The 26,791-nt window shown below is 48.6% G+C and carries 19 protein-coding genes; 8 read left to right on the plus strand and 11 right to left on the minus strand.

Going from position 1 to position 26,791, the window contains the following annotated elements:
* The first annotated feature begins 29 nt into the window (after positions 1-29).
* Together NTV65_03310 and NTV65_03315 are read left to right on the plus strand one after the other, a co-directional pair.
* Entirely contained in the window at positions 30-1,292 is a 1,263-nt protein-coding gene (locus NTV65_03310; GenBank protein ID MCX6114232.1) for a flagellar hook protein FlgE, read from the plus strand.
* A 278-nt stretch (positions 1,293-1,570) separates the two neighbouring features.
* Positions 1,571-2,743 carry an acyltransferase gene (locus NTV65_03315; protein MCX6114233.1) on the plus strand — a complete coding sequence of 391 codons (1,173 nt, stop codon included), beginning with the start codon at positions 1,571-1,573 and terminating at the stop codon, positions 2,741-2,743.
* Between the two features lie 43 nt (positions 2,744-2,786).
* Here NTV65_03315 and NTV65_03320 read toward each other — a convergent pair whose 3' ends face one another.
* From NTV65_03320 to trmB, 5 genes are all read right to left on the minus strand, one after another.
* Positions 2,787-4,079 carry a FliI/YscN family ATPase gene (locus NTV65_03320; protein MCX6114234.1) on the minus strand — a complete coding sequence of 431 codons (1,293 nt, stop codon included), beginning with the start codon at positions 4,077-4,079 and terminating at the stop codon, positions 2,787-2,789.
* Entirely contained in the window at positions 4,076-4,675 is a 600-nt protein-coding gene (locus NTV65_03325; protein MCX6114235.1) for a hypothetical protein, read from the minus strand. Before NTV65_03325 ends, NTV65_03320 begins: the two co-directional genes overlap by 4 nt.
* Positions 4,676-4,778: 103 nt before the next feature.
* A complete protein-coding gene (locus NTV65_03330) occupies positions 4,779-6,467 on the minus strand; it encodes a hypothetical protein (GenBank protein MCX6114236.1) in 1,689 nt (562 codons plus the stop codon).
* A 36-nt stretch (positions 6,468-6,503) separates the two neighbouring features.
* Entirely contained in the window at positions 6,504-7,238 is a 735-nt protein-coding gene (locus tag NTV65_03335) for an ABC transporter ATP-binding protein (GenBank protein MCX6114237.1), read from the minus strand.
* A 123-nt stretch (positions 7,239-7,361) separates the two neighbouring features.
* Positions 7,362-8,012 (minus strand): tRNA (guanosine(46)-N7)-methyltransferase TrmB, encoded by a 651-nt coding sequence (trmB, locus tag NTV65_03340; GenBank protein MCX6114238.1) that lies wholly within the window; start codon positions 8,010-8,012, stop codon positions 7,362-7,364.
* Between the two features lie 359 nt (positions 8,013-8,371).
* Here trmB and NTV65_03345 point away from each other — a divergent pair, with 359 nt between their 5' ends.
* Both NTV65_03345 and NTV65_03350 read left to right on the plus strand, forming a co-directional pair.
* The gene (locus tag NTV65_03345) at positions 8,372-9,202 is read left to right on the plus strand and encodes a hypothetical protein (protein ID MCX6114239.1); all 831 of its coding nucleotides are present in this window, start codon (positions 8,372-8,374) and stop codon (positions 9,200-9,202) included.
* Between the two features lie 73 nt (positions 9,203-9,275).
* Positions 9,276-9,992 carry a TerC family protein gene (locus NTV65_03350; GenBank protein MCX6114240.1) on the plus strand — a complete coding sequence of 239 codons (717 nt, stop codon included), beginning with the start codon at positions 9,276-9,278 and terminating at the stop codon, positions 9,990-9,992.
* Positions 9,993-10,027: 35 nt separating this feature from the next.
* Here NTV65_03350 and glk read toward each other — a convergent pair whose 3' ends face one another.
* Positions 10,028-11,020, minus strand: coding sequence for a glucokinase (gene glk / locus NTV65_03355; GenBank protein ID MCX6114241.1), 993 nt, complete (start codon positions 11,018-11,020; stop codon positions 10,028-10,030).
* Positions 11,021-11,286: 266 nt separating this feature from the next.
* On the opposite strand from glk, the gene NTV65_03360 reads away from it, so the two are divergent.
* On the plus strand, positions 11,287-12,672 hold the full coding sequence (locus tag NTV65_03360; protein MCX6114242.1) for a glycosyltransferase family 4 protein: 1,386 nt from the start codon (positions 11,287-11,289) through the stop codon (positions 12,670-12,672).
* A gap of 25 nt (positions 12,673-12,697) precedes the next feature.
* Complete coding sequence (locus NTV65_03365; GenBank protein ID MCX6114243.1) at positions 12,698-13,873, plus strand: glycoside hydrolase family 57 protein; 1,176 nt, start codon at positions 12,698-12,700, stop codon at positions 13,871-13,873.
* Here the strand turns inward: NTV65_03365 and NTV65_03370 are convergent.
* Positions 13,845-16,598: a glucosidase gene (locus tag NTV65_03370; protein MCX6114244.1), complete on the minus strand. Its 2,754-nt coding sequence runs from the start codon at positions 16,596-16,598 to the stop codon at positions 13,845-13,847. The two genes, NTV65_03365 and NTV65_03370, sit on opposite strands and share 29 nt — an antisense overlap.
* A 214-nt stretch (positions 16,599-16,812) precedes the next feature.
* On the opposite strand from NTV65_03370, the gene NTV65_03375 reads away from it, so the two are divergent.
* A complete protein-coding gene (locus NTV65_03375; protein ID MCX6114245.1) occupies positions 16,813-17,235 on the plus strand; it encodes a hypothetical protein in 423 nt (140 codons plus the stop codon).
* A gap of 284 nt (positions 17,236-17,519) precedes the next feature.
* Entirely contained in the window at positions 17,520-21,965 is a 4,446-nt protein-coding gene (locus NTV65_03380; GenBank protein ID MCX6114246.1) for a hypothetical protein, read from the plus strand.
* Here the strand turns inward: NTV65_03380 and metK are convergent.
* From metK to rpoN, 4 genes are all read right to left on the minus strand, one after another.
* Complete coding sequence (gene metK, locus NTV65_03385; GenBank protein MCX6114247.1) at positions 21,958-23,136, minus strand: methionine adenosyltransferase; 1,179 nt, start codon at positions 23,134-23,136, stop codon at positions 21,958-21,960. The genes NTV65_03380 and metK overlap by 8 nt on opposite strands.
* A 108-nt stretch (positions 23,137-23,244) precedes the next feature.
* Positions 23,245-24,153 (minus strand): RNase adapter RapZ, encoded by a 909-nt coding sequence (gene rapZ / locus NTV65_03390; protein ID MCX6114248.1) that lies wholly within the window; start codon positions 24,151-24,153, stop codon positions 23,245-23,247.
* Complete coding sequence (gene raiA, locus NTV65_03395; protein ID MCX6114249.1) at positions 24,150-24,590, minus strand: ribosome-associated translation inhibitor RaiA; 441 nt, start codon at positions 24,588-24,590, stop codon at positions 24,150-24,152. The genes rapZ and raiA overlap by 4 nt, the downstream gene beginning before the upstream one ends.
* Before the next feature lie 229 nt (positions 24,591-24,819).
* Positions 24,820-26,295 carry an RNA polymerase factor sigma-54 gene (gene rpoN, locus NTV65_03400; GenBank protein MCX6114250.1) on the minus strand — a complete coding sequence of 492 codons (1,476 nt, stop codon included), beginning with the start codon at positions 26,293-26,295 and terminating at the stop codon, positions 24,820-24,822.
* Positions 26,296-26,791: the final 496 nt, after the last annotated feature.

The raw sequence follows: 26,791 nt of genomic DNA on the forward strand, positions 1-26,791 counted from the left end.
GGGGTGAATAGTTACGATAAGGGGCTTAAATGAGACTAGAATCAGCGCTCAATACCAGCAGGGAGGGACTCTCTGCACATGGCCAGGCTATCGCCGTTGTGGGCGATAATATAGCCAACGCCAGCACCCCAGGCTTTAAGCGAGGACGGGCGGAGTTCCGCGATATTATGGGAGAGATTCCAGATTCCAGTAACTCTGAGGTGGTGTCAGGATCTGGGGACGGCGTTTCTATCGGCAGAACCCGACAGAACTTTGAAACCGGCGCCCTCGATATAACCGGGCGCGCGCTTGATGTGGCGCTAACCGGAAATGGATTTTTTCTGGTAGGTGATGTGGAGAATCCTCTCTTTACTAGGATGGGTACATTTCAGGTTAGCACCGATGGATTTTTAACCACCTCGGCTGGATTGCCAGTGCTTGGTTATCAGGGGGCAGACACTACAACCTTAACGTCGATCGACATGAATAAGGTGAATATTGAGGCGCAAGCAACTACGAACCTGCAGCTTTTTGGAAATATCGATGGAACACAGATTAATGCAACTCCCCCACCAGCTGGTTCAAGCTTTAAGGAGATCAGTACTGCAGCCTCATTTGTGGCTTCTCAGGGTATCTTTGATTCACTCGGACAACGACACGATGTAACTTTGTGCTTCTTTAAAGGTGCGGGAAATCAGTGGACCGTTCAATCTTATGTGAACGGATCTGATACCGGAGCCGGAGTTGATGTGCCGGTACTTGTCGGACAGGCGACGTTAGCCTTCAATCCGGTTGGTAGGATAGATGAGGCTAATGCCGCTGCTGCTGCTATCAACGGCACTATTAATTGGGCGAACGGTGCTGCCGCAAGTCCAATCACTATAGATCTAAAGTCCTTTACACAGTACGCAGGTGGATCGCTTGTTACCAATGCCGTTCAAGATGGGCGGGGTGCGGGTGAGATTAGCTCCTATGAGTTCGATACGAACGGTGGAATCTACGCCATTCTTGACACTGGAGAACGCGCCCAAGTAGGTTCATTGCCGGTTGCAATCTTTCAGAACGTAGATGGCCTGGAGCGCAGCGGTAGCTCAGTATATTCCCGTACCATCGATACTGGGGAGATGCAGCTTGGAATACCTGGGCGCGGCGCGCGGGGCGGATTAAAGGGAGCAGCACTTGAGAGCTCAAACGTAGATATCGCAAATCAGTTCGTTGATCTTGTGATCTATCAACGTGGTTACCAGGCTAATTCACAGGTGTTGTCAGCAGCCAGTGATATTCTTAAGGGAACTATCGCTCTGATCCGATAAGTATCGAATTAATAGCGGCCACAGCATGGCGTTACTTGATTAATTCTACAAAAACATGAAAATTCTGGCGGTCGATGACTTTGTCTCGATACGACAGATTATTAAGAGCGGGCTACGAATGCTCTGGTTTGAGAACGCTGCCTCTGCTGTGTGAGTAAGTGTGTAAGGAGAGTAACTCTACAACACTTGCTTCAGTTTTTGCGTTACTTGTTTCGCTTTACATAAGCACTTGCTACACGTAAAATCATATCAAATGGCAAGCAACGCTCAAGACTCCAATGTATGAACACACACAGCAAGAATTAGTCCACCCGCAATCAGCGGATAGATTAAGCAAGTTCGAATATATAGATTTAATTAGGGGACTTGCGATGTTAGGTGTAATAGCGGTTCATAGCCAACAGCAAATCCCTAAAATCCTACAACTTACAAGAGCAATATTTAATTACGGGCAGTTGGGAGTTCAACTATTTTTTATCACTTCAGCACTTACGCTATGCTTATCAATGAGCGAACGGAAAGAGGCGAAGCCTATAAACTTCTACATAAGAAGATTTTTCAGAATAGCCCCAATGTATTATTTTGGAGTAGTTTTATATTTATTATTTCGGATATCAAAAAATTACTACAAAACAAATGAATTGAATATTCCGGCCGATTATAACACCCTTGGCGTTATTGAAAACTTAATATTCCTTCACGGCTTTCACCCGAAAAACTATAATTATGTCGTACCAGGCGGTTGGAGCATAGCAACTGAGGTATCATTTTACGCAATATTTCCAATTCTTTTCGCGATTCATTCCAAATTAACTTTTAATAGTTTTTTAAAATTTACATTGCTTGTGACTTCGATTTCTTTCATTTCGCAATTAGTAGCAATTGAAATTATTCAGGCATGGTTAGTCGAAAAGGAAATGCTTAAAAGCATTGTAGTGAACGATAAGTTCGGATTTATGTATTGCTCCATAGTAAATCAAATAAATGTCTTTTTAATAGGAATGCTTACCTTTAAAAAGCTTAAAGACACAACAATATCTAATTACACACTATTATTCGCAGCGCTACTTTGCTGCATTAGCTGCTACTTACTCAATACAACAACTTTCAAAACAGGCTACAATGGATTTATTTACCCAATACTATCAGCAATAGCTTTTGGGATTTTTGCTATTAAATTGAGCAGTATAAAAAGTTTCAAAAGTGTCGTTCCAAAATATCTAATAAACATTGGACAAGTCTCATTGTCTATGTTTTTGCTTCATTTTATATTTTTAGATATCATCAATTCTATATACAAAAAAACATTATTTAAAACATTCCTAAACCCGGAACTGCAACTAATCATTTTATTTTCAACACTTGTAGCAATTACTTATTTTGCCGCAAAGTTGTCATATGAAAAATTAGAAAAACCAGCAATCAATCTTGGAAAACGATTTATTCGTTAAACAAACGCAACTGCCGAATTTCTAAGACCCTATTTCTAGTGACCTATTTGGCCAGCACCTGACACGCTTCGCGCATATATGTGCGCGTCTCCTCTAGGGTGCTGGTAGCATGAAACGGCTGTCTTACAGCGCCTAATAGCAGTTGCTGGTGTGAAATAATACGGGATAGCTCTGTGTCTGGAACGCCCCCCAGCAGAACGATCTGACGCTCCTTTAGAAATCTAGTGGTTGCATGCGAGAGGATATGCGCATTCTTTTTGTGCTCAGCGTCGTTTAATCGCGAAAATAACCTCGAGATGCTCTGCGTAATATCGATAGCTGGCAGAACCCCCAAGGCAGCAATCTCGTGTCGTAAGCAGATATGACCATCGAGTAGGCTTTTTATCTCATCTGCAAGGGGATCAATATCCTCCTCCTGGTTAGTTAAGACCGTATAGAGGGCAGTGATCGAGCCCTGCATAGATCTCCCCGCCCGTTCTAGGAGTTTCGGCAGTTGGGTGTAGACCGAGTTGGTATAGCCGTGTCTAACTGGGATATCACCGGCAGCTAGGCTGGTCTCACGCACGGCGCGCGCCATACGGGTTAATGAATCAACTATCAGGAGCACATTCTTACCCTGATCTCTAAAGTGCTCGGCGATGGTTGTCGCCGTATACGGGGCGGTCTGTCTAAGGAGCGAAGAATCATCGCTCGTTGCGACAACGATAACGCTGCGGGCTAAGCCCTCGGCCCCAAGGGTTTCATCGATAAACTCACGCACCTCGCGGCTTCTCTCTCCCACCAACGCAACCACGATCACATCAACGCAGGCGCGCCGTGCAATCATCGCTAAAAGGGTCGACTTGCCTACCCCAGCAGAGGCAAAGATACCGATCCGCTGCCCCGTACCAAGGGTACAGAAGCCATCGATTGCCCGCACACCGGTCACAAGGGGTTGATCAATTAGGGGACGCATCGAAGCGTTCGGTGGTCGTGAAAGCACCGGACGCATGATTGAACGGTGTAAAGGCCTGCTTACATCATCGATCGGAATTCCTAAGGGATTTACAACGCGCCCCATAAGTTCTTGGCCAACTGGAACAGAAAGTTGTGTGCCGTGTGTACGAACCGGCGTACCTGGATAGATCCCCTCTGGATCCTCAAAAAGCGCCAACGAGAAGAGGTTTTCTTGAAACGCTACGATCTGGCCGCAGATCGTTTTTTGTTTGCGCGTCTTAAACCAACAGAGATCCCCAACAGAGGCTTGAGGAAATTGCGCCAGGATAGCTCCGCCCTGCACAGATACGATATGTCCGATAACGGCTATAGGATTTAGGCGTCGAGCCGCTGCGCTCATGCCGCCTCCTGTTGATTGCCGCTCTCTTCAGAGAGATAGCGTTGCAAGGTTTCACGCCAGGCAAATTCAACCTGACCGAGCTCGCCCCGAATGGCAAAGTCAGTTAGCTGCGCTATATCGCCGCAGCGAACTGTGATGTTTGTAGGCAAAGTGGGTGATATATCTCTAAAGAAGCGCTCGTACTTTGGATGATAGTAAATTGTGATATCGCGCGAACGCTTTACTATCTCTAGCGCCTCGTTTAGCCACGGCAGAAGTGTAGCCGAATTATTAGCGAATGTCGCTCCGATCAGCTCCTCACACGCCAGTAGCGCCATGGCACGCGAGTCCCGTTGTGCTAATTCTAAGAGATCGCCGTAGTGTGAGCGTAGCCCCTCTGCTACCTGTTGTAGATCGGCTCTGGCTGCCTCAACGCCTGCTCTGTAGCCACGCTGTGCGCTCTGTTCTCGAACATGGTGCGCATAGCGCAGGGCGCGCTTGCGGCTACGCAGCGTGCTGAGGGCAGCCTTTGCACGAGCCTCCTGTATGATGGCCCTGCAAGCCTGTACGGAGAGCTCAGGATGGCTGCCTAACGGTTTAATGATTGCTCTGATCATAGAGTGCTTTAAGGGGGCCCTACGGTGCCTAGCGCCTATACTAATCGATAGCGGTAAGGGAAAGTTGCGTGTTTAGGGAAAATATAGCCGTAGCGCAAACACGCTACTTCGGCGCAAGCGCCTTTGCCCCAATTGATAAAGATATAGAGGCTATAATCTTATTGATTATTAGGAGGGTTATCAGCGCTATCCCAATAACGATTAGGCGCGAGTCGGGATGTGGGAATAGCTCCGGCACGATGATATATGCGCCGTACATAAAGGTGATCGGGAGTAGGTTGATTCCAAGAAAGAGCATGCTGATCACCATAAAGATAAAGCTCCCCATATTTGTCGAGATCTGGCTGGCATACTCCCACTCAAAACGGGCCAAGAGAGACCCCAGCCCGATTGCTAGAGCGATTAAGCCATAACACATAATCACCCCCGAGGCGCAGGAAGCCAGGAGTAGGGGGCCATCGGCATCAAGAGCCATCGCACCTGAGATAAAGACCACACCGCTGATAATAGAGATTGGAGGAACCCAGCTCCTGAGCTTCGCACGCAGGATCTTCTTGATTGAGATCGGAGCGCTCTGCAGGATCCAGAAGGAGCTGCCCTCAAGCGAGAGTGAGGGAAATACAAAACGGGAACAGATCGAGGTCATGACCAGGAAACTAAGCGCTATGTTCACCAGTAGGAGTAACGTTTGCCAGAGCTGCACAACCTCCTCGCGTGCATTAGGTGGGGTTTGCAGCGCTTTGAAATTATAGAGGTAGATAAAACAGATCGCCAGAAGCATGGCGAGCTGAATTGTATGCGTAATATCGCGCGAGAAGAGCTTATACTCCTTCGTTATAATGGCGCGGCTTTGTGGGCAGCAAAGGGGCATGCAAAAACGAGCGGCACGTTGGCTTGCGCGGCTATTGACCCGCAGCAGGGTTCCCTGTGAGCGCACCCGTGAGTAGGCGTGCTCGTAGCATAGTGAACATAACACGCTAAGCATCAGCCAGGTTACTGTGATAACTCCGATCAAAGAAAGTAGGGTGACAGTGGCGGTCTTATAGTGCCCAGCGCCAAGATCTATGATGGCACGCGAACAGTAAAAGCTTGGAGACCAGGAGCTACTCACTACCGCCCCCATCTGCATTAAACCTGAGGGGAGCACCCCAGTAGCTACTTTCTGAGTAGCGATAGCCGGGCTATTAAGGGAGCCGAAGAAGAGCGCTAGGGAGCCGATAAAGAGTAGGAGAAATAGAACTCGGCTACGTTGTGGCGGCAGGAGGGTGCCAAATAGGAGCGCACAGAATACGCCCAGCACCACAGCGAACGTTAGGAAGGTTATGCAGAGCGTTGAAGCTACGATAAAGAATAGGATTCCAGGTTGATAGAGCTGTCCAAACGCAAGTAGCGATGGTAATCCGAAGATAAGTAGCATCCAGCCCGTTGAGAACCCTACCTCGAGGGTTTTCCCGAGGATAAATTGATGCTTTGAGATCGGAGAGGAGAGCAACAGGTCGAGATCGTTAGAGAGAAAAAGAGAGCCGATCGCGCTGATACTTGAGGCTAGAAAAAGCATAAGAAAGAGGCTCGAAAGTAGGATGCTAAGGGGGCCTACCGGATCAAATTCGGCGCCCTTAAGGAGGGTGCTTCCCTCGCGTAATGCGGCGAGGGTCGAGATGTAGATAGCCGCCATCATCGCTAGTGAAAGGAGCAGAGTGCCGCTCTGCTTAAGCGATTGCCTGGTACCTGAGCGCCAGCGGTTCCTGATCGCAAGCAGATATGGCCGAATGAGTAGGGGGAATACCTTCATAATACCTTAAAAACCTGCACAACAACCGGTCGTTAACTAATGCTCAGCCGTAGCGGAGGTCAGCTCCAGAAACATATGCTCAAGATCCTCACTGTGATTACCGGTCAGAGCTCTAATATCACCAAGTGTGCCGGTCGTAAGAATTGAGCCTTGATGAATAATAGCTAGGTGATCCGCCAGCTCCTCGGCAACGTTAAGTGAATGGGTCGAGAGGAAGATCGAGACCCCCGCTTTAGCGTAGCGCTTAAAGGCCTCCTTTAGGCTACGCGCTCCGTGCGGATCTAAGCCGACCATCGGCTCATCAACGATCAGTATGCGTGGATTGTGTACTAGTGCTGCACAGGTAGCGAGGCGCTGCTTCATGCCGTGCGAGTAGTTTTCAATTAGCTCATCCTGCCACTCTCTAAGTGAATACTCCTCGAACATTTCATCTATGCGTCGCTCAGCCTGGACTGCGGGCATACGATAGATATCGGATATAAAATAAAGAAACTCGCGACCAGTCAGTTTCGGATAAAGGTTTGGACGGTCTGGAATATAGCCGGTGATCGCCTTTGCCTGTAACGGATTAGTTAAAAGATCGAATCCACCCAGCAGGATCGAACCCGATGTTGGGCGCAGAATTCCGGTTAGCATGCGAATAGTTGTGGTCTTTCCGGCGCCATTAACCCCGAGAAATGCGAAGATTCCACCGGAGGGGATCTGTAGTGAGACGTTATTTACGGCAACGAAGGAGCCGTATGCTTTTGTGACATTTGTAAGCGTTATCATCGTGCGGTACCTACTAGGTCGCTAGATCGCGATGCTTAATAGGTTAGGATGCGGTGGAACTCTTAATCTGTTCAGCGCTAAGTTGCTGATAAGGGAGCGGAAAAGTAGTTGTAGTGGGGGCGCTTAGCCCCTACGGGCCTCAAGCATGCAGAGCGGTTTGTTTTGAGATTTAAAGAGGTACTCAAACTCAGTTGGAATATTGTTCGTTGTCCACTCACTTGCAAGCAGGTCTGTAGTCTGTTTTTCGATGCGCCATCCACCATCTTGCAGCAGAGTTGAGGTTGAGGCGAAGTACTCCTGGTGGTCGGTTTTGTAACGCAGGGTTCCGCCCGGCATAAGCAGCTCCTTCATAGTTGCAAGCAGCTCTGTGTTAAGAAGGCGATTCTTTAGCCAGCGTCGCTTGTCCCACGGATCAGGATAATTTACGAAGAATCCAGCAACCTCTCCTACTTCAAATAGATCCTTAAGCAGGCGCGCATTTGTGCGCATAACGAGCACATTAGTAAGCCCATCACGCTCAGCCTTCTCCCCGGTTCTAAAGGCGCGCTTAAAGCGTATCTCAAGACCGATACACAGGGTGTCAGGGTTCTGGGCAGCCAGCTCTAAAAGGTGAAGTCCAGAGCCCGATCCGAGCTCCACAAAGCAACACTTGAACTGAGCGAGGCGAGTTCGTAGCTCGTGACGAGACTGCTCAGAGATCTCACGTTCCTGCTCTGCGACGATAATTCCAGGTTTCGTCTTAACCATCTGCATGTATTGGTTTTCCCAGTTCATGCTAGAAATATACGTTAGATCGGTAGGTTAATTCAAATGCGCCGATCTCCCATAGCTTTGAATCCTATCCAGTACGTTAGATCAGGTGCTTATAGGGTAGGCATGAGGTAACTGGTCACCGTAGTTTAATGTCGCGATTCAAGCTACTCAGATTACGGCGAAGTTTGATAGGTAATTCGATTGGTCGTCCCCTGATCGGGCACGAGAGATTTTGTGACCAATTAATGTTTTCACCCCCACCGCATTGCTGCGCCAGCAGCTTGCGCTGCTGGACGGGCTCCGCAAATCGGCCCCTGAGGGGCTTTTGAGTGTCATTACCGTATGCGAATATTTCTGGAATATGCTGACTAGTTACAGGCATGAGAATACTTACAGCTCTGCGCAATCGGGATTTTATTGAGATGGGGAGGGGTATAGAGGCTCGGTACGCCCGCTGCGCCGAGTGGTGGGCACCACATCTGCGATGTTCGCGTGACTTTATTCGTGCCAACGGCGTGCCGGCTAAGAAGGTTGCTGTTCTAGGGGCTGGGCGGCTTCTAGATATCGATCTCTCACAGATCCTTTCAAGCTGTCAGGAGCTGCACCTTTTTGATGCGGATCCAACCTGTCGAGCGGCATGGCGTGCAGTAATAGCCGATCACCCACAGGTAAGGATCTATCCACGCATCGAGGATGTTACCGATGTTATGCAGCGATGGAGTAGCGGGCTTGCAGGAGCACTCCGATCCAACTCGTTAGAAAAATACCTATTAGCGCTCTCAGCAGGGGTTCCATCTTGGAGCCTTGAGGATTTTGATCTGATCATATCCCTTAATATTGCCGGGCAGATCCCGCTCTATTGGCGTGACCGGGTCGTTAAAGCGAAAGGTCAGCTCAATGATGGTGAATATAGGGCTCTATATGAATCGATGGGTAGGCTTCAGATTGCACATATAGAGGGACTATGGAGCTCCAAAGCTCGTAGGACGGTCGCCATTTTTGATACTGAGTATTACATCTACGAGTCCTCAAGAAGCGAGTGGGAGGTTGAAGTGGCGCTTTTCGGAGCTGCTGGAGAGCTTCTAAAGCAGGGCTGTGCCGAAAGGGCGCTGATAAATAGAGATAGCTGGCTTTGGCACCTAGCACCGCAATATATCGAACATGAACATCAGGGGGAGATTCATCGGGTTGAAGCATACGCCTGGAGTTAGCAGTGCTTGGATTTAGGCAGATGTTATAGGGCGGGGGCTTTTATAAAGTACATATACGTGCAAGATAAGGCGTATGCTTGATCTTCTGACCGTATCTAATCTGATAGCACTTTTGACCCTAACCTCACTTGAGATCGTCCTAGGGATCGACAACATCGTTTTCATCGCCATAATAGCGGGCAGGTTACCAGAGCATGACCGCCGTACTGCGCGGTTGGTTGGACTTTCCGTTGCGATCATCACCCGACTATTGCTCCTTCTAACGCTCTCACTCCTTGCATCCCTTACCGAGCCAGTTATTACCATAGCGGAGCAACCGTTTAGTGGACGAGATATAGTTCTTATCCTGGGAGGAGTCTTCCTAATCTACAAGGCGACCAAGGAGATCCACGAAAAGACCATGAAGGATGAGAGCGAGCTGCATATAAATGACCCTAAGAGGACCCCAACATTAAGAGGGATCGTGTGTCAGATCGTGTTGATTGATCTGATCTTCTCACTTGATTCGGTTATTACCGCGGTGGGCATGACGAATAATCTGCCGGTCATGGGGCTTGCTATTATATTGGCCGTTATTGTTATGCTGATCTTTTCAGGGGCGATCGTTCATTTCATCGAGGCAAATCCGACGGTCAAGATGCTAGCGTTGACATTTCTTCTTATGATCGGCTTTGTGCTGGTCATTGATGGCTTCGGCCACCATGTCGAGAAGGGATATATCTACTTTGCAATGGGCTTCTCGCTGCTTGTCGAGATGCTTAATCTGCGAGCTAGTAAGAGTAAGGCTTAATACATACAGCACCACTCGTTGCGCGGTGGTCCGTTTTACAGGGTTGCTGCGATAGCGGCCGCCCCGTACAGAGCGGCGTGATCATCCTTAATGATAAATACAGGGGTCGCCTCGACTCGCTCGCACTGTTTGCCCTTCTTCAAATACCCCTCAAGGAAAGCCCCTTGCATCAGGAATTGAGCGATCTTTGGTGGAATTCCGCCACCTAAGTATACGCCACCAGTTGCCAGATAGGTGAGGACCATATTACTGCAGTGCGCTCCAAACATGCTGCAAAATAGGTGCATCGTCTTAACACACAAGTTTGACGAGCCGTCAGTAGCAAGCTCGGTTATAATAGAGGCTCTCCTAGTAGCGTTCTCAGGGCTCCTCATCTGGTCAGGTTCGGTGCCATGACCAGTATCACGCAGGAACGAGTATATATTTTCAAGGCCAGGCCCACACAGAACAGACTCTACGCTAACGTGCGAGAACTTTGCCTGTAGGTACTGAAGTAATTTGATCTCTACGTCGTTGGTTGGCGCAAAGTTGGCGTGCCCCCCTTCAGAGGCCAGCAAAACGCTCCAGCCAGCTTCGCGATGAAGAAGGGAGTGCCCGATACCGGTGCCAGGCGCAACTACAACACATGAACCAGCTCTATCAACTGAGCCAATACCTTGGTAAACCTGGAGAAGGCTGCTTGGGTCCATCGTAGGAATAGCAGCGGCAGTTCCAACTAGATCGTTTACTAATCGAACCTTATGTAGTTTGAGGGTAGTCCCGACCTCAGATTGCACCACCTCCCAAGGAAGATTAGTTACCTTAATACGACCATTTACTACCGGTCCAGGAAGGCCAAAGCATGCGGCATCTAGTTCTGAAGTTATAGCATCCTGGTGTGTCTCAATAAACTGTTTGAGGATCGACTCAAGGCTAGAAAAGTCCGTGCTCGCAAATTGCTCAGATAGGATTAGCTCGGACTTGCCGGAACGTCTCTCAAAGAGCCCGATACGAGCCTTGGTTCCACCTATATCACCTGCAATAATCATAATCTCCCCACTAGACTGAAAAGCTAGCCACTGATGAGGGCATACCATCCAGAACGGAGTTCTCCAACAGGCAAAATACCTTTAGGCGATAGAGAAGGGCGCTGCATACGGCGTTTTAAAACGATCCGTGAAGCGCGATAGCCTAAGAAGAGGGCTCAATAGTGCTCTTTGGTGTAGTTAACTTCGTCCGTAATAACGTGGACTTCCATAGCTGTGATCCGTATAATCCCCAACACTTTTAATAGGCTTACTATATCCGCTCCGCCATGAAGATATTAATGCTCGGATGGGAATATCCCCCTCATATCGCAGGGGGCTTAGGCACAGCCTGTCAGGGGCTAACTGGAGCGCTCTCAGATCAGGGGATCTCGATACACTTCGTAGTTCCACAGCTCTTTGGAAGTGAGCGTGCTGATCACATGCTACTGACCGATCAACTGCGTAGGGTAGCAAGCCCCGCAGTGGATAACGGCTATGATTGCTCTGTGGCTGAGGAAACTAAGCCAAAAGTTGCGACTACCCGTATTCCAGCCTTTCTTAAACCTTACTGGAGCCCGGACCATTTTAAGCAGGCGATTCTAGAAGCAGGTAGTCAGGTTGAGCTATCGAAGAGGCGCGGGAGCGACAGACATGCCAAGGCCCTTATAGATGGAGAGGTCTACGGTATCGATCTTATTAGCGCGCTCTACCGTGAGGAGTTCTATCCTGAGATCCCTGCACCAAACGGGGGGCATTATGGTGATGACATCTTCAGTGAGGTTGAGCGATTTACCGCGAACGTTATTAGCCGAATCGCGACCGATGAGTTTGATGTTATCCACGCGCACGATTGGATGACATTTCCAGCCGGAGTGGCGCTTGCGCAATTAACTGGCAAGCCCCTCGTAGTCCATGTGCATAGCCTGGAGCATGATCGTAGTGGCCTGTTTATCAACGAGCAGATTAATCAGATCGAGCGCTTTGGTGCGCAGTCAGCAGACAGGGTAATCGTTGTTAGCCACTATACCCGACGTTTATTAGAGCGGCACCACTCGATTCCATCACAAAAGATCTCAGTCATACACAACGGCATATATCCGCGCCAAGCCGTAACCGATTACCGACTTAAAAAAACGTGGCCGCACAACGTAGTGCTCTTTCTCGGGCGAGTCACCTACCAGAAGGGGCCGGACTATTTTATTGATGTTGCCTTGCGCGTTATTCCGCATGTGCCTGATGTACTCTTCGTACTTGCGGGTAGTGGGGACATGTTGCCGGAGGTAATGGAGAGGGTAAAACAGCTCAAGCTTGAGAGTCACTTTCTCTTTCCAGGCTTCATTCAAGGAGAAGAGCTTGAAGAGATATTTTCGGTTGCTGACCTGTACGTGATGCCCTCTGTATCGGAGCCGTTTGGGCTGACGGCTCTTGAAGCGATCAGCTTTAATGTCCCCGTTATTATCTCAAAACAGTCCGGAGTTGCCGAGGTTATCGATCACGCTTTTAAGGTGGACTTCTGGGACGTTGATAGGACAGCTGATATGATTATCAACGCACTGCTGCACGAAGAGCTGCGTAATGAGATGGTCAACAGGGCTCGTGAAGAGGTAAAGAAGTTACACTGGGATGCAGCAGCGCTAAAAACCATAGAAGTATACCAAGACATCGCAAGTTAGTTGTTCCGATAGGCCATGGAGATTGATGCCAGCCCTCTGTTTTTATTTTCAAGTCCACCAGCCATACCGACTCAGGCGCTACTCATACTTTGATATCGGAGTTTCTGATTCATACTTTGATGATGCATTAAACGCTCTAATGATGAAACGGGTGGCAGAGCGCTGCTATCTTCCAGCCAATCGTACGTTGCTAAAACTTATTAAAGAGCACGGCGTAAAATTCAAGGTATCGTTCTCAATCACCGGCGTCACGATTGAGCAGATGAAGCTGCATGCCCCAGAAGCCCTCGCCTCGTTCAAGGAGTTGGCAGCGACCGGATGTGTAGAGTTCCTTGGTGAGACCTATTATCACTCCTTGGCAGCACTTTATTCACCGGAGGAGTTTCGCGCCCAGGTGCTCGAACATTCTGCCCTAATAGAGCAGGAGTTCGGAACCCGTCCTAAGGTCTTTAGAAATACGGAGTTGATCTATAGTGATGCGATCGGAGCAGCCGTTTCAGAGCTTGGATTTCAGGGGGTTTTGGCGGAGGGGGTAGATGAGATCCTTGGCTGGAGGTCCTGCAACTCGCTCTTTAGAGTACAGGGACGTTCTACAGCTCTATTGTTAAAAAATTATCCTCTATCAGATGAGATAGCGTTCAGGTTTAGCTGCTCAAGTGTAGATGGCACCACCCTTACGGCACAAAACTTTGCACAACGTATTCACAAGCTACCTGATGATACTGAGATGGTTGGACTATTTTTAGATTATGAGACATTCGGCGAACATCATCACGTGGAGTCCGGCATCTTTTCATTTCTTGAGGAGTTGCCAGAGGCTGTACTTGCAGAGCCAGGTTGGAGCTTTGCTACCTTATCGGAGGTTGCGGCGCGATCGGAAATAGGCACAGAGTTATCATTTCCCCGCACTACTTCCTGGGCAGATACGGCGCGCGATACGAGCGCTTGGTGTGGCAATCAGATGCAGAGCAGCGCCCTTGAAAAGATCTATGCAAGCAGCCTTGCAAGCGACAGGGAGGCGTGGCGTAAACTTCAGACCTCAGATCACCTCTATTATATGTGCACCAAAGGTGGGCCAGATGGGCAGGTGCACTCCTATTTTAGCCCATTCGAGAGCCCCTACGAGGCCTTTATCGCATACATGAATGTGCTGCGTGATCTCGTTGCTAGATCTAAGCCGGTACTTTCGAAGCTTGCGTAGCAGAATCTGACAAGTCACTTTGCTGCGAATTAGCAGCCAGTCTTTCGACACATAATGATACGAGCGATGTCCAGCCGGTTTGATGACTTGCTCCAATTCCTCGACCGTTATCGCCGTGAAAGTGCTCGTAGAATAGGATCAGATCTTTCCAGAGCGGGTCATTGGCGTAACGTAGATCTGCGCCGTGGCAGGGGCGCTTGCCCTGCTGATCTGGGATAAAGATAGAGCTCAGGCGTCGTGAGAGTTCATCGGCTACCTGCTTGAGGTTCATAAAGACCCCCGAGCCTGTTGGACACTCAACCCGGAAGCTGTCGCCGTAGAATTGGTGATACCGATCGAGTGACTCAATCAGGAGCGCATTGATCGGAAACCAGATCGGCCCGCGCCAATTTGAATTGCCCCCGAAGAAGTCGGTGTTCGAATCTCCCGGGCAGTAGTCGATCCCGTAGTCTTTATTCTCTAGGGTCAGCCTATAAGGGAACTCGGCATGGATCTTAGAGAGTGAGCGCATGCCGTGAGGAGAGAGAAACTCCTTCTCGTCTAGGATGTACTTGAGCATTCTAGAGAGGCGCTCGGCTGAGGGGACAGCAAGGAGCCTAACACTACCAGGTGCACGCACCCCGTTCTCTCCGATAACAAGTTTCGCAGAGTGATCGGTATAGGCGATCTGTTTGGCAAGGTCTGGATGGTTTGCAACAAACCATTCAAGCCGCTTCTTAAAGCCGGGAAGACGATCGATCGTCTTGTTATCTAGAACCTCGACCGCAAATAGTGGGATAACTCCTACCAGTGAGCGCACGCGCAGAGGGATATTTGTATTATCTAATTCAAGCTGGTCGTAGTAGAAACCATCAAGTTGATCCCAGAGTCCTGTTCCTCCGAAATGATTAATTGCCGACGAGATTGAGATAAAGTGTTCAAAGAACTTTGAAGCCAGATCTTCGTATTCGTCATTCTCTACGGCTAGTTCAAGCGCCATTGCAAGCATCGTCCCGCAGTAAAACGCCATCCATGCGGTAGCGTCCGCTTGCTGCAGTGAGCCCCCCTTTGGTAACGGTGCACTGCGATCAAATACCCCAATATTATCAAGCCCAAGGAATCCCCCTGTAAAGAGGTTCTTGCCGCGTGTATCTTTTCGGTTCACCCACCAGGTAAAATTAAGTAACAGCTTAGAGAATACGCGTTTGAGAAAATTATGGTCGCCTTTACCATCCTGCTTTGTCATCTGATATACACGCCAACATGCCCAGGCGTGTACCGGAGGGTTTACGTTAGAGAATTCAAATTCATAGGCTGGGATCTGCCCGTTTGGATGCATGTACCACTCCCGAAGCATTAGCAGGAGCTGATTTTTGGCAAAGGATGGATCAACCCGTGCGAAGGCTACCATATGGAAAGCGAGATCCCATGCCGCATACCATGGGTACTCCCACTTATCAGGGACTGAGATAACGTCTCTGTTATAGAGGTGCTCCCACTCATTATTGCGCGCCTTGCGACGGTGTACAGAGGGGGTTGGCTGTGTTGGGTCGCCCTCAAGCCATTCCTTTACCGAGTAGTAGTAGAACTGCTTGGTCCACAGCAATCCGCTGTACGATTGGGTTAGTATCTCGCGCTCATCTTTGCTGGCGGTCTCGGGGACTATCTCGTTATAGAACTCACGACACTCCTCTTGGCGTGCTTCAAAGATCTTGTCGAAGTCTTTTGTAAAGCGCTCTTTGTGAGGGGTAAGTGAAGACTTTATACGAAACTTGAGTTCAATAGATCCCTTGGCTGGAACCACGGTCTTGTACAACAACGCGGCCTTGGTGCCTGAATTGGTAGGATTGATAGCATGCGTCTCCCCTTGGATGACATAGCGATGGAAGGCATCTTTTACGTACGAAGAGGCGTTTTCTCCACCAAATAGCCGCCACTTATTTGTTTCGTTCTCAGTAAAGAGTGGGGTCGGACAGACAGCAGTATTGTTTGGATCAGGGAGAAATACGAATGGATCAAGTTGCGGATGCACCAGCAAAAACTTGTCATTATCAATCAATGATACGCGTGGCTTAATCGTATATCCCTCGCCGGAGCGTCCCCAACTCCAGGTATTACGGAACCATATGGTTGGCAGGAAGTGCAGTGGTGCAACCTTATCGGAGCGATTATGGGCCGTAACTTTTACCAAGATATCGTTGGGGCCAGCTTTGGCATATTCTATGAACAGATCAAAGTACTCGTTATTATCAAATATGCCCGTATCCATTAATTCGAACTCTGGCTCGCTTCGTCCTTGGCGCTGATTCTCATCTACAAGTTGGGCATATGGAAATTCACGTTGTGGGTACTTATAGAGTGCGCGCATGTACGAGTGTGTTGGCGTTGAGTCGAGGTAGTAGTAGCACTCCTTTACATCTTCACCGTGATTGCCCTCCGCACCACTGAGTCCAAATAGACGCTCCTTTAATATCGAATCTTTACCGTTCCAGAGAGCAGGGGCGAAGCAGATCCGGCACTGCCGATCTGAGATGCCTAGTAGCCCATCCTCTCCCCAACGATAGGTACGGCTACGCGCCTGATCGTGTGTAAAGTACGACCAGACCGAACCATGCGCAGAATAATCTTCGCGTACGGTTCCCCATTGCCTCTCAGAGAGGTAGGGACCCCAGCGCTTCCAGTTCTTGGTGCGCCGGTCATCCTCTTGCATTCGTTTCTGTTCAGCGCTGAGTGGTGTTTTTGGCATCGGTATAAAAGTTAGATGATGGGGAGCAGTAGGGCGCACCCCTCTCATATATCGCATGATTATAAGCTATCACACTGATATTACAGGAGGTTTTCTTTTTTGCCAAGACAGAAACGATCTCCTTAGGCCTCAAAAGATGTTTAAAATGCAACGTTTGAGAGAGATACCCCCATAACAGGGTAGTTATTCAGCAAGAGATATATATAGGTTTAGTATGTCTAGAATATTTTTGTCGCTAGTTGCCATAGTGTCTATCCTTACCTCGGGGTGTAGTGCGCAGTCCGACTCCATAACAAGGGATGGCCTTGTTGGTGCAGTTGCAGGGGCGGGAACCGGTGCAATAGTCGGATCGGTTATCGCCAACGGCGACGTCGCAGCTAGTGCCTTACTTGGCACAGCGATCGGAATCCCTGTAGGTATCGCACTTGGCGCGATTATCTACAATAACAGTCAAGGTGGCGTTCGCGAACGTAAGGTTGCGCAGATTAATAAAAACAACGCAGAGCTATTTGCTCGTCAACGTGAGCTAGACTCGCTCCGTGAAAAGATCAGAAACGACGGACCAACTGGTAATCCATCGGAGCAGTTGCGGGAATATCAATATAACGGAGATACCTTAGGTAATTACTATCGATAGTGTTCTGCTACCGTAGTGCGTGCATGAGTAAAGCCCTCCCATTGACCTCGTAATAAAGCACCCCTCAAGATTGATTCTAGGGGCTCTGTTACATTTGAGATAACTCCCGGTAGAGCTCGGCCTACCATGCCATTTTTATATGCTACGAAAGATTGATATTACGCCATAACATTTTGGACTTAATGCGCTTTTGCCGCATATTATAGTAAGTGCGAAAAGCAGGTGTCAGATCTACTGGCACAGCATTATCTCTCAGTTGCCATGTGATTTAAGTGATAGCTAATATGCCTGAGATCGCGCCAATACCAACCACAGCACCCAAGCATGCACAGGTTGCAGGTGCGGCAGAGCTGCCCCACATCCAAGCGCTAAAACCAGTTTCGAAAGAGGTTATTGCTATTATTGCCGTGCTGCGTGATCAGATTCTGCAGCAGGAGGCAGGACTGCGGGCATTTCGATCCGAGTTTAGAGAGCTATTGAAACCGCTTGCTGTGGTTTCTTCATGTGATGTCGTATGCCCTACATCAACTCAGGAGCTTCTCAGTGCAATACGCGCTACTAAACGGACCATAGAAGACTCCTCCGCACAGGCTTCCTTCGGACTTCAGGTTATGCAGGATAGCCTCGTTACGATTAAGGAATACTTGGATAGATACCGAGCCAATCCGCCTGAACTTACAGAGCAAACCAAAGCCATCTTTCTACAGGAGCGGGAGCTGCGCTCTACTGTGACACTGCTCGATCACTCATATACACAACTTAATATTTTAAGAGCGCAGTATGAGCCTATGTTGCTTAAGGAGAAGGGGTTTTCCTCAAGAGAGGAGCTGATGGAGGAGGTTTGGGGCGCTGAAATGCAACTACTTGCGATCAGTTCGCGCTGGTTTAGTGCCATCAGATTTAGAGAAGAGCTGAAAGAAGCCGCAGATCACTTTGCTACCCTGAGCAGCATCAAGGAACAGAGTCAGAGCTTTAATTGGCAGCAGAGCTATTTTACTGATCCATACTCCTACCATATCAGCGAGAAGCGATATGATCTGATTACATCATTATCGGAGTGGCTCAGTAGTATAGATGCAGAGTGCCGAGCGGCTAGGATCTTCTATGGATCTAAAGCCGCGGATGGTATTTTACTCGCCTCTGGTATATTGGAAGGTGTAGCAACAGAGGCACGCGCGCTACTTCGAGCTAAGCTTGCGAGTGAAATATTAGACCCGAAAGTAGTGCTTGACCTTGAGAAGAGAGCTGAGCCCCTGATTATAAGCATGTTGCGCAAGGGTGATGCTAGTGCACTCTCTACATCTCTGGAGGCCCCATGTGAGGGCACACCAGTTCAATTTTACTATGCCCTTCAGCAGGTGATAGATCTCTATTCATATGAAAAAGTGCAGGAGATGCTTTCACTCTGTCTGATGAACGCTCAATTTGCGGGAGATTATTTTGATCTATCTTACGCGGAGTTGTTTGGAAGTCAGCGGCCATTGATCGAACAGTGTCATATCTCTACCTGGCGAGCTGTGCAACAAACCCTGATTGAGGTCGGGGCGCTCTCTGCTTTAGAGGTAGGCCGTTTTGATAAACTTCTTGAGCAGGAGGTTCTTTCTGCCCTTATGCGCACCAGTCCACGAACGGCAGAGGCTGCTATGTTCGCTAAAAAAGCATTAGCATTTTCCTCAGAGAAAGCGCTGGTTATGAATTTGCTAAGTGCGTTCAGCAATGCATCGTATTACCTTGTGAATCATGGTAGTGGTTTCTTTGCCTCGCCACTTGGGGCCTATATTGCAGATCTTTCACCAGAGACCATCAAGGGCCTAGACAGTTGTAATGTTCCTGGATTGAAGGATGCGCTTGAAATTATCTGCGAACATAGACAAATCTTCTGGCGACCTCTTTCTCAGAGCCATGGGAGTAATGGATCTTACGAGGCAAATCCTGTTCAAGCAGAGCTGTTCAAGAGTCTTGATAAAATGGCGCTCTGGTTGCTTGAAGGGGGGCAGGAACAGCAGATCTTCGCGATTGGCAGCATACAAGCGCTATTCCAAAGTCGCGAGTTATTATCGAAGGCAGACCTCACAACATATAGAGCGATTGAGCAATGCCTTCAGGGTGACTTCTCTGCGGAGGTTAAGACAAGGGTGTGCCAGTTTATATATGAGCATCTAAGGCGCGTTAATAGCGAGGTGGGACTTGCACAGATTCTCCTTATGCATACGGTGCGGCAATCTGCTGTGGAATGCGATATGGCAGCTCAGGGGCTTCCATACTTTGCCCGAGATCGTAACGATTTTGGAGATGTTTTATTTTATGCGCTCAAGCATAATCACGATGCGCCAGGAGTAAAGCAGGCGCTTAGTCAATTAACAGGGATTTCCGAGCCGGAGTTACTGTCCGCTTGGAGCATGCTGCGCTATACTGTTGAGCTTTATAATGGCGTTGATCTTGCGCCATCCAATACAGATGGGAAGTTTATTAATGGATATCTGCGCGCCTGTACGATCGAAGGTGGACGTGAGCTGCTTGAAAAATTCAAGGGGTATGGATATATATTTCGCCCCCAAGACGTCGAGCTATTCGCAAGCATCAAAGATAATGCCGAGGTCTATGAACAGCAGATAAAGACGATTAGGGAGTGGGCACCACACTTCTCATATCAGCCTTACCTTAGAGATTCGGCATATCCACAAAACCCTTCGCCGTATGACGTTCTATACGGGCAATCGTTTGGATGGACCACTCAAAACCTGCGAAATCTGCAGTGTCTTTACAAGCAACACAATAAAACATTACCCAGGGCGGCTAGTAATTCGTTTCTTAATAACTTGGGTGGGCTCAGAGAGCAGGCAAGCTCCGATTCTGAGTTAGCTGTCGGTAGGGAGAACCTCCTGCGTCTGCTGCCCTCCATAGGTCATACATCGAGAGATACCACAGTTTTGAATGCGTTAGCGGATCTAATGAATATCTGCGATCCCACGGCCCAATACAACGAAGCGGCGCAAATATTATTTGAATGTGCGGCGCGAGTTGGAGTTGATGGAAGTATGGTGGCATCTCGAGCCTGTTTTAAGCCAGAGTGTATTAGGAGTATCGATGATCTTAAGCAAATAGCAGCGCAGATTGAACGCCTATACATGGATGGGTTTGGCGACAATAACATGTGGAAGATTACAAGAGCATTACTCTCCACTAGCTGTTGTGAGTCGTTACAAACAGGCCAGGCTTTGAGCATGATCAGGAATTTCTTCAGGGAGTTTGGCCCGTACGAGACCCCACTACTTTTTTCATATTATGTAAGCCTATCTACTGTCAAAACGATATCTGAAGATATGAAACGCTTTGGAATCCTAGAAACCGGTCATATTGGTATCTATCAGCTGCGGCAACGATGCAATGATTTTCGAAAGCAGCTCCTTGATACTAGAGGCTCTGTTGATGAGACTCCAATAGGCATAGAGCTTTTATCTCAGATTGCTCGTATGAGGGAATCTCATTGGCATTCAAGGCAACTTGAGGAGATAGTGCAACGATTTAATCTTGCGCTGATACACGGTGATATAGCACCTCTTAAGGCAGGCATTGTGAGGGGGAGTATAGAGGTACGACGTCTAGATCAGAGGCAGGTTGCCGACTTCCAATTTACCCAGGAAAGTATAGCCCGTTTTGAGATGTTGCAAGGTGAGATTAAGAACGCCCTTGCTATTACGGGACTAGCTGGCATACAGGAAAAGTTGGGCTTGGCGATAGAGGGACTGTCGCGTGAGAGAGAGCGCTTTGAGAGGCCGCTCAGTGCGCAGGAGCGCTTAGGAGATCCACTCGGGCGACGTGCACAGGGGCGGCAACGACAGGCCGCAGCGCTTGCTACTCTGAGCAGTGAATTATCACATGAGATAGTGGATTCCGGGGTTGGCGCAATCCTCGAGCGATTATTGACCTGGCAGCGACAGGATCACCCCATTACAACACCTCTAAGTCGCACGATCCTATTTTGCGAGATCCTAAAAGACCAAGTCGTTCGAGATGAGTGTTCAGAGCTCGCGGCGATGAGTATGAGTAAGCACGCCGTTGAGTTGCTTATGAATATCCTCTCCAATCGAGTCAAAGACGAATTGTTATCGACCACTCCACTTAGTAAAGGAGCCCGTAGTAGGGCGCATGAGATATTGGGTGTGCGTAGTTTTGCTGAGGAGTTAATGCGCTTGAACCGGCTGGTTGATACCGAAAGGGACCACTTTGTGCTTATTCCCAATCGGAGTATATTTGCAGAGCTATCCGGACAGATCGCGGACGCTTGTTGGGCTCGGCAATCTAATATCTTGCATCGATTCCCCCGCATCTCTGCCGTAACTATAGTGCGCAATGAGGGTGGAAAAGAGTCGCGAGTTGCGGGAGCCGCGCTGCTGATCGACCACAAGAACGAAGATGGCGATGGGGTAGTTATTATTAGAGGTCTCAACCCTCTGCAGAGCTACATTACTAGACTTGATGCTGGAGACTTCGTAGAGCAGTTCGTTGAGTGGCTTGCACCAATAGCCCGCAACCTCGGTGCTCGATTTATCGCGATCCCTGGTGCTGAGCAGCAGAGCGCCCAGTCAAATAGGCCCGACATCAACGCATACATCGATAAAATGTATGCGAGAGCGAAGACGCTGCAACTTGCCCCGGCACCAGAGAATACCTTTAACTCGTATGATATCAGCTCTACGTGTATAGTGCTTAGAGATCTGATTATTTAGAGAGGGCAGCTTTTAGGGTCGCAACCTTATCTGTTCGTTCCCATGAGAAGCTTCCATCATTACCAGGATCGCGTCCGAAGTGCCCGTATGCGGCGGTTGAACGGTAGATCGGCTTTAGCAGGTCGAGGCATTTGATAATACCACGGGGGGTAAGATCGAAGATCTCTCGCACTGCTGTTGAGATTGCATCCTCTGACACAACGCCTGTGCCAAATGTATTAACATAGACCGAGACCGGTTTTGCTACCCCGATAGCGTAGGCGACCTGCACCTCACACCGCTGAGCAAGGCCAGCAGCGACCACGTTTTTGGCAATATAGCGGGCGGCGTATGCAGCCGAGCGATCAACCTTAGATGGGTCTTTGCCGGAGAAAGCTCCTCCACCGTGACGACTGTAGCCGCCATACGTATCAACGATGATCTTTCTTCCGGTCAGGCCACAATCTCCAACGGGGCCGCCGATAACGAAGCGGCCGGTTGGGTTAATAAGGTACTTAGTCTTATTGGTTAGATATTTAGCAGGAATTACCTTCTTAACGATCCTCTCGATAACGTACTCTTCGAGATCCTTCAGCGAGGTTTCCTCTGTGTGTTGGGTTGAAATAACCACGGTATGAACCGATTCAGGTCGACCATCCCTGTACTGAACGGTAACCTGACTCTTGGCGTCGGGCTTTAAAAATGAACCCCGCTCGGTGCGACGATCGCGCGATAGCGCCTTCATCAGCTGATGGGAAAGGGAGATCGGAAGGGGCATAAGCTCCTGTGTCTCGTCGCAGGCAAACCCGAACATAAGGCCCTGATCCCCAGCCCCCTGCTCTTTATGAAGTCCCTCATGCTCATTAACACCCATGCTGATGTCCGGTGACTGTTGGCTAATGAAGGTCATTACAGAGCAGCCCTGGTCATCAAATCCGAGTTTGGAATCGTCGTATCCGATATCTTTTACAACTGCACGAACTAATTTCTCGTAATTTACAACATGCTTTGAGGTAATCTCCCCGGCCAGGATAACCACATTGTCTTTGATCAGGGTCTCACAGGCTACGCGGGCCGTTGGATCGTGCTTTAGAAATTCATCAAGAACCGCATCGCTTAACTGATCCGCAACTTTGTCAGGATGGCCCTCCCCAACTGATTCCGAGGTAAAAAGGAAGTTACTTAATGTCATGGATTGTCTCCTCATACGCTATCTGCAGATTAATTTCGTATCAGAATATGATCAAGAGCGGATCTTTAACAAGGTGAATTCGAGTTTTTAAGGAGTTAGAGGTGGCCTCTAATCAGGATCGTTTGTAAGATCCCTATGTTTAACGCTTGTAAGATAGTGGGTTGAGTCTATTTTCTTACTCAATGCTTCAGCGATCGCAACCGAACGATGCTTTCCACCGGTACATCCAACCCCAATATTTAGGTAAGCTTTGCCCTCAAACTGGTATCTGGGAAGCAGAAATGCTAGCAGCTCTGCATATTTATTAACGAATTCTGTGGCGTCAGGTGATGAAAATACGTAGTCCCGCACCCCAGCATCCCGACCATCTTGTTCGCGCAACACTTCGATAAAATATGGGTTTTTAAGGAAGCGCACATCAATTAGTAGGTCGCAATCTATAGGGGAGCCGTGCTTAAAGCCAAACGAAAGAAAATTTACGAGCATGCTGCGCCCCTGCGCTGTGCCAAGCGAGGCTAGAAAACTCCGTAGCTCACGTTTAAGGTCATGAATAGTCAAAGAGGAGGTATCGAGAACCAGGTTGGCGGCCTCCTTGAGCGGTTGCAGACGAGCCCTCTCACGTTGGATCGTATCTTCAAGGGTCTTGTCTTTAATCGGATCAAAACCGGGGTGAGGACGACGAGTTTCGCTATAGCGGCGTACGATCGCTCTTGTCTCGGCGTCGAGAAAGATAATTTTTAGGTTCGCAGCTCTCGGGGTAGTTGAGAGCAGTAACGGCATTAGTTGAGCCCTGCTCTCCTGGGAGTCTATATCGAGTAGTAGCGCGGTATGAGAGAAGCGAGCCCCGGCAGTCTTTGAAAAGGCGAGAAAATTATTGAGCAGGGGCACCGGGAGGTTATCTACGATGTAGTATCCACTGTCGGCCAGTAGATCCATAGCCGATGACTTTCCAGCTCCCGATAGCCCCGTCACAATAATGAGTGAACTAATATGGTCAAACGATGCAAGGGCGCTCAATGGTGTTTGGTAACCTTCTCTTTGTGTTTTCTAAGCTGCTGACTCAATGAGTCCGTGAGCTTGTCTATGGACGAGTATAGACTATCACTTTCCTCTTTGGCTATAAAGTCAGCGCCCGAAAGGTGCATGGATACCTCGGCTATCTGTCGCATTTTTTCTACTTTGAGAACGATGTGGGCCTCGGTATCCTGATGAGCGAATTTACGTACGCAGTGCTGTACCTTATCGGTAGCGTATTGCTTGATTGCCTCAGTTGCCTCAACGTTAAGAAATGCGATGCTGACGTTGATTACCTTTGATGAGTCGCTCATTAATTCCTCCGTTTTTAAGCTATACGTTTCTTCTGAACTTAATATCGAGACCGGTGCTCCTTCTCTGTTAAACATTGAGGAGAGGTCATCTATCAATAGGTAGATGGCATCCTCTATATCTTCCAAAGTAAACAACGCGGCTCAATAAAGTAAAGAAAAATCGGAGTAAAACACCGAACCGTAGCAGGTCCTTTGCTTCAACCCTGCTACCCGTTATTTTACAACCATTTGTATGATTCTCGGCCTGTTTTAATATAGACATGACCATTTGGCGCTCTTGCAGGAGATAATAAAGCGTAGAGGTAGGGGAAGTGGCCTAAAGCACTTACGCATATCTACTACAGCGTATAACCACCTAAAAACACTGCTTGCGCTGCGAAGACGATGGAATGCCCAGAGTTTCTCGATACTTAGCAACTGTCCTGCGGGCAATCTGAATCTTCTCATTCTTCAGGCTCTCGACGATATATTGGTCACTAATAGGGTTTTGCGAAGATTCCGCCGCTATCAGCGTCTTGATGCGCTCCTTTACCGAGGAAGAGGAGATATCGCTGCCGTTGGCGGTCTTGATCCCTGATGTAAAGAAGAACTTTAATTCAAAAACTCCCTGTGGAGTATGAACGTATTTTTCAGTCGTTACACGACTTACGGTCGACTCATGCATTCCGATATCCTCGGCCACATCTTTAAGTACAATGGGATGCATGCGATTGATGCCGTGTTCTAGAAAGTCGCGTTGAAATTTCATAATGCTTTCTGTCACGCGGTAGATCGTCTGTTGTCTTTGCTGAATGCTTTTGATCAACCACGAGGCTGCACGGAGTCGCTCTGTTAGATAAGCCTTGTTTGGTGCGTTAGAAGGATCTCCACCCTTAAGCATTCCGGCGTAATATGGACTAACCCGCAATCGAGGCAGCCCCTCTTCATTCATAATAACTACCCAGTCATTTCCGACCTTCTGAACGTAGGCGTCGGGAACGACATAGCGGGTGGTGTCATCAAAGAATCTTCCGCCAGGGCGTGGCTCTAAAGAGCGAATAGTGTTGATCGCACGTGCTATATCCTCAAGTGAGACCTCCTCGGCTTTTGCAATAGCATCGAACTTTCTCTTCTCAAGTTTATCGATGTGATTATTGATAATCCGCGATTCCAATCCATTAGCAAGACCGATCGCCTCTAGCTGTGTTAGAAGCGACTCTTTGAGGCCTGAGGTACAGGCTCCAACCGGATCGAAGAAGCGCATGATGTCAGAGACCGCAGCGACATCTTCAACCATACAGTTGCATGCGCTAGCGATATCCTCGCGAGGGCAATCAAGAAACCCCTCTTTGTTCAGGTTACCGGAAATATGCTGGGCGATCATGCAATCTTGCTCTGAGAAGTCATAAAGCCGGACCTGTTCTAGCAGGTGTTGCTCAAGGCTCTTGTTGATGACCGCAGCTATCTCTGGTGGTTGTCGATCGTCGTAGCTACTTATTCCCTTGGCAGCGGCGGAGCCCTGGTAGTCGGTGAATGTATCGATGTAATCATCCCAGTCAGCTTTAGGTTCAGATGGAGTTGCATCGCTTAAGCGCTCATCTCCCTCTGATGTAGCGGGGCTAAGGGGCGAGAGGACAAGGGGCTCCCTAGGATCTGGTTCAGAAGAGGGAGTCCCGCGCAGATCGTAATCTTCTCTGGCTTCCTCAAGGATAGGATTTTCAAGCATCTCACGCTCAATAGCCTCCTTGTATTCAAGTCGGCCTAGTTGGAGAAGCTTGATAGCCTGTTGGAGCTGTGGGGTCATCAATAACGACTGCCCCATCTTTTGAACTAATTTTGTCTCGAATCCCATAGAACAGCTTTCGTTACCTAGTGGGATGGCAGTGTAGTGCAACCCGTTCCCTTATAGATGACAAAAGTGGCTCGGCAGGGCCGATCTATCTCGTAGTTTTAGTAAATTTTATGCAAGTTTCGTGCAAAGCTCTGATTCAGGTAGTTGGAATGGGATGAAAAACTAAGGAGAAGGGGGGCTATAAAACCAAGCACCGGCATAGAAATTACTGTAATATTAGCTAGTTACGCAGATAGCGGCTCTGCCACTTAACCTGCTACCCTTAACCGTTCATCTTGGCTTAGCACTGGTATAACCTTTGAGGTACGTTTACTCACAAATGCCAACAGATATACAAATCCGGCGATAATCCAAATGATAGGTACCCGTTATTTTGAACACCTAGTCTAAATATAGTAGGGTCAAAATATGGGCAGAAACAGTCGGAAACGAGAGATCGGAGCAGAGGTAGTTGCCAAGGTTCAGAGCGGACGAACTGCCCGCGAGGTGGCGGAAG

Source organism: Pseudomonadota bacterium (genome assembly GCA_026390555.1).
Taxonomy (GTDB): Bacteria; Bdellovibrionota_C; UBA2361; order UBA2361; family OMII01; genus OMII01.

Excerpts from the sequence above, each read along its gene's own strand:
- NTV65_03320 (MCX6114234.1), bottom strand. The coding sequence starts at position 4,079 with ATGAGCGCAGCGGCTCGACGCCTAAATCCTATAGCCGTTATCGGACAT.
- NTV65_03325 (MCX6114235.1), bottom strand. The coding sequence starts at position 4,675 with ATGATCAGAGCAATCATTAAACCGTTAGGCAGCCATCCTGAGCTCTCC.
- glk (MCX6114241.1), bottom strand. The coding sequence starts at position 11,020 with ATGATTATTGCAGGTGATATAGGTGGAACCAAGGCTCGTATCGGGCTC.
- metK (MCX6114247.1), bottom strand. The coding sequence starts at position 23,136 with ATGACATTAAGTAACTTCCTTTTTACCTCGGAATCAGTTGGGGAGGGC.
- NTV65_03365 (MCX6114243.1), top strand. The coding sequence starts at position 12,698 with ATGCCAGCCCTCTGTTTTTATTTTCAAGTCCACCAGCCATACCGACTC.
- NTV65_03370 (MCX6114244.1), bottom strand. The coding sequence starts at position 16,598 with ATGCCAAAAACACCACTCAGCGCTGAACAGAAACGAATGCAAGAGGAT.
- NTV65_03360 (MCX6114242.1), top strand. The coding sequence starts at position 11,287 with ATGAAGATATTAATGCTCGGATGGGAATATCCCCCTCATATCGCAGGG.
- NTV65_03310 (MCX6114232.1), top strand. The coding sequence starts at position 30 with ATGAGACTAGAATCAGCGCTCAATACCAGCAGGGAGGGACTCTCTGCA.
- NTV65_03350 (MCX6114240.1), top strand. The coding sequence starts at position 9,276 with ATGCTTGATCTTCTGACCGTATCTAATCTGATAGCACTTTTGACCCTA.
- NTV65_03330 (MCX6114236.1), bottom strand. The coding sequence starts at position 6,467 with ATGAAGGTATTCCCCCTACTCATTCGGCCATATCTGCTTGCGATCAGG.
- NTV65_03315 (MCX6114233.1), top strand. The coding sequence starts at position 1,571 with ATGTATGAACACACACAGCAAGAATTAGTCCACCCGCAATCAGCGGAT.
- rpoN (MCX6114250.1), bottom strand. The coding sequence starts at position 26,295 with ATGGGATTCGAGACAAAATTAGTTCAAAAGATGGGGCAGTCGTTATTG.
- NTV65_03335 (MCX6114237.1), bottom strand. The coding sequence starts at position 7,238 with ATGATAACGCTTACAAATGTCACAAAAGCATACGGCTCCTTCGTTGCC.
- NTV65_03375 (MCX6114245.1), top strand. The coding sequence starts at position 16,813 with ATGTCTAGAATATTTTTGTCGCTAGTTGCCATAGTGTCTATCCTTACC.
- NTV65_03380 (MCX6114246.1), top strand. The coding sequence starts at position 17,520 with ATGCCTGAGATCGCGCCAATACCAACCACAGCACCCAAGCATGCACAG.
- trmB (MCX6114238.1), bottom strand. The coding sequence starts at position 8,012 with ATGAACTGGGAAAACCAATACATGCAGATGGTTAAGACGAAACCTGGA.
- NTV65_03345 (MCX6114239.1), top strand. The coding sequence starts at position 8,372 with ATGAGAATACTTACAGCTCTGCGCAATCGGGATTTTATTGAGATGGGG.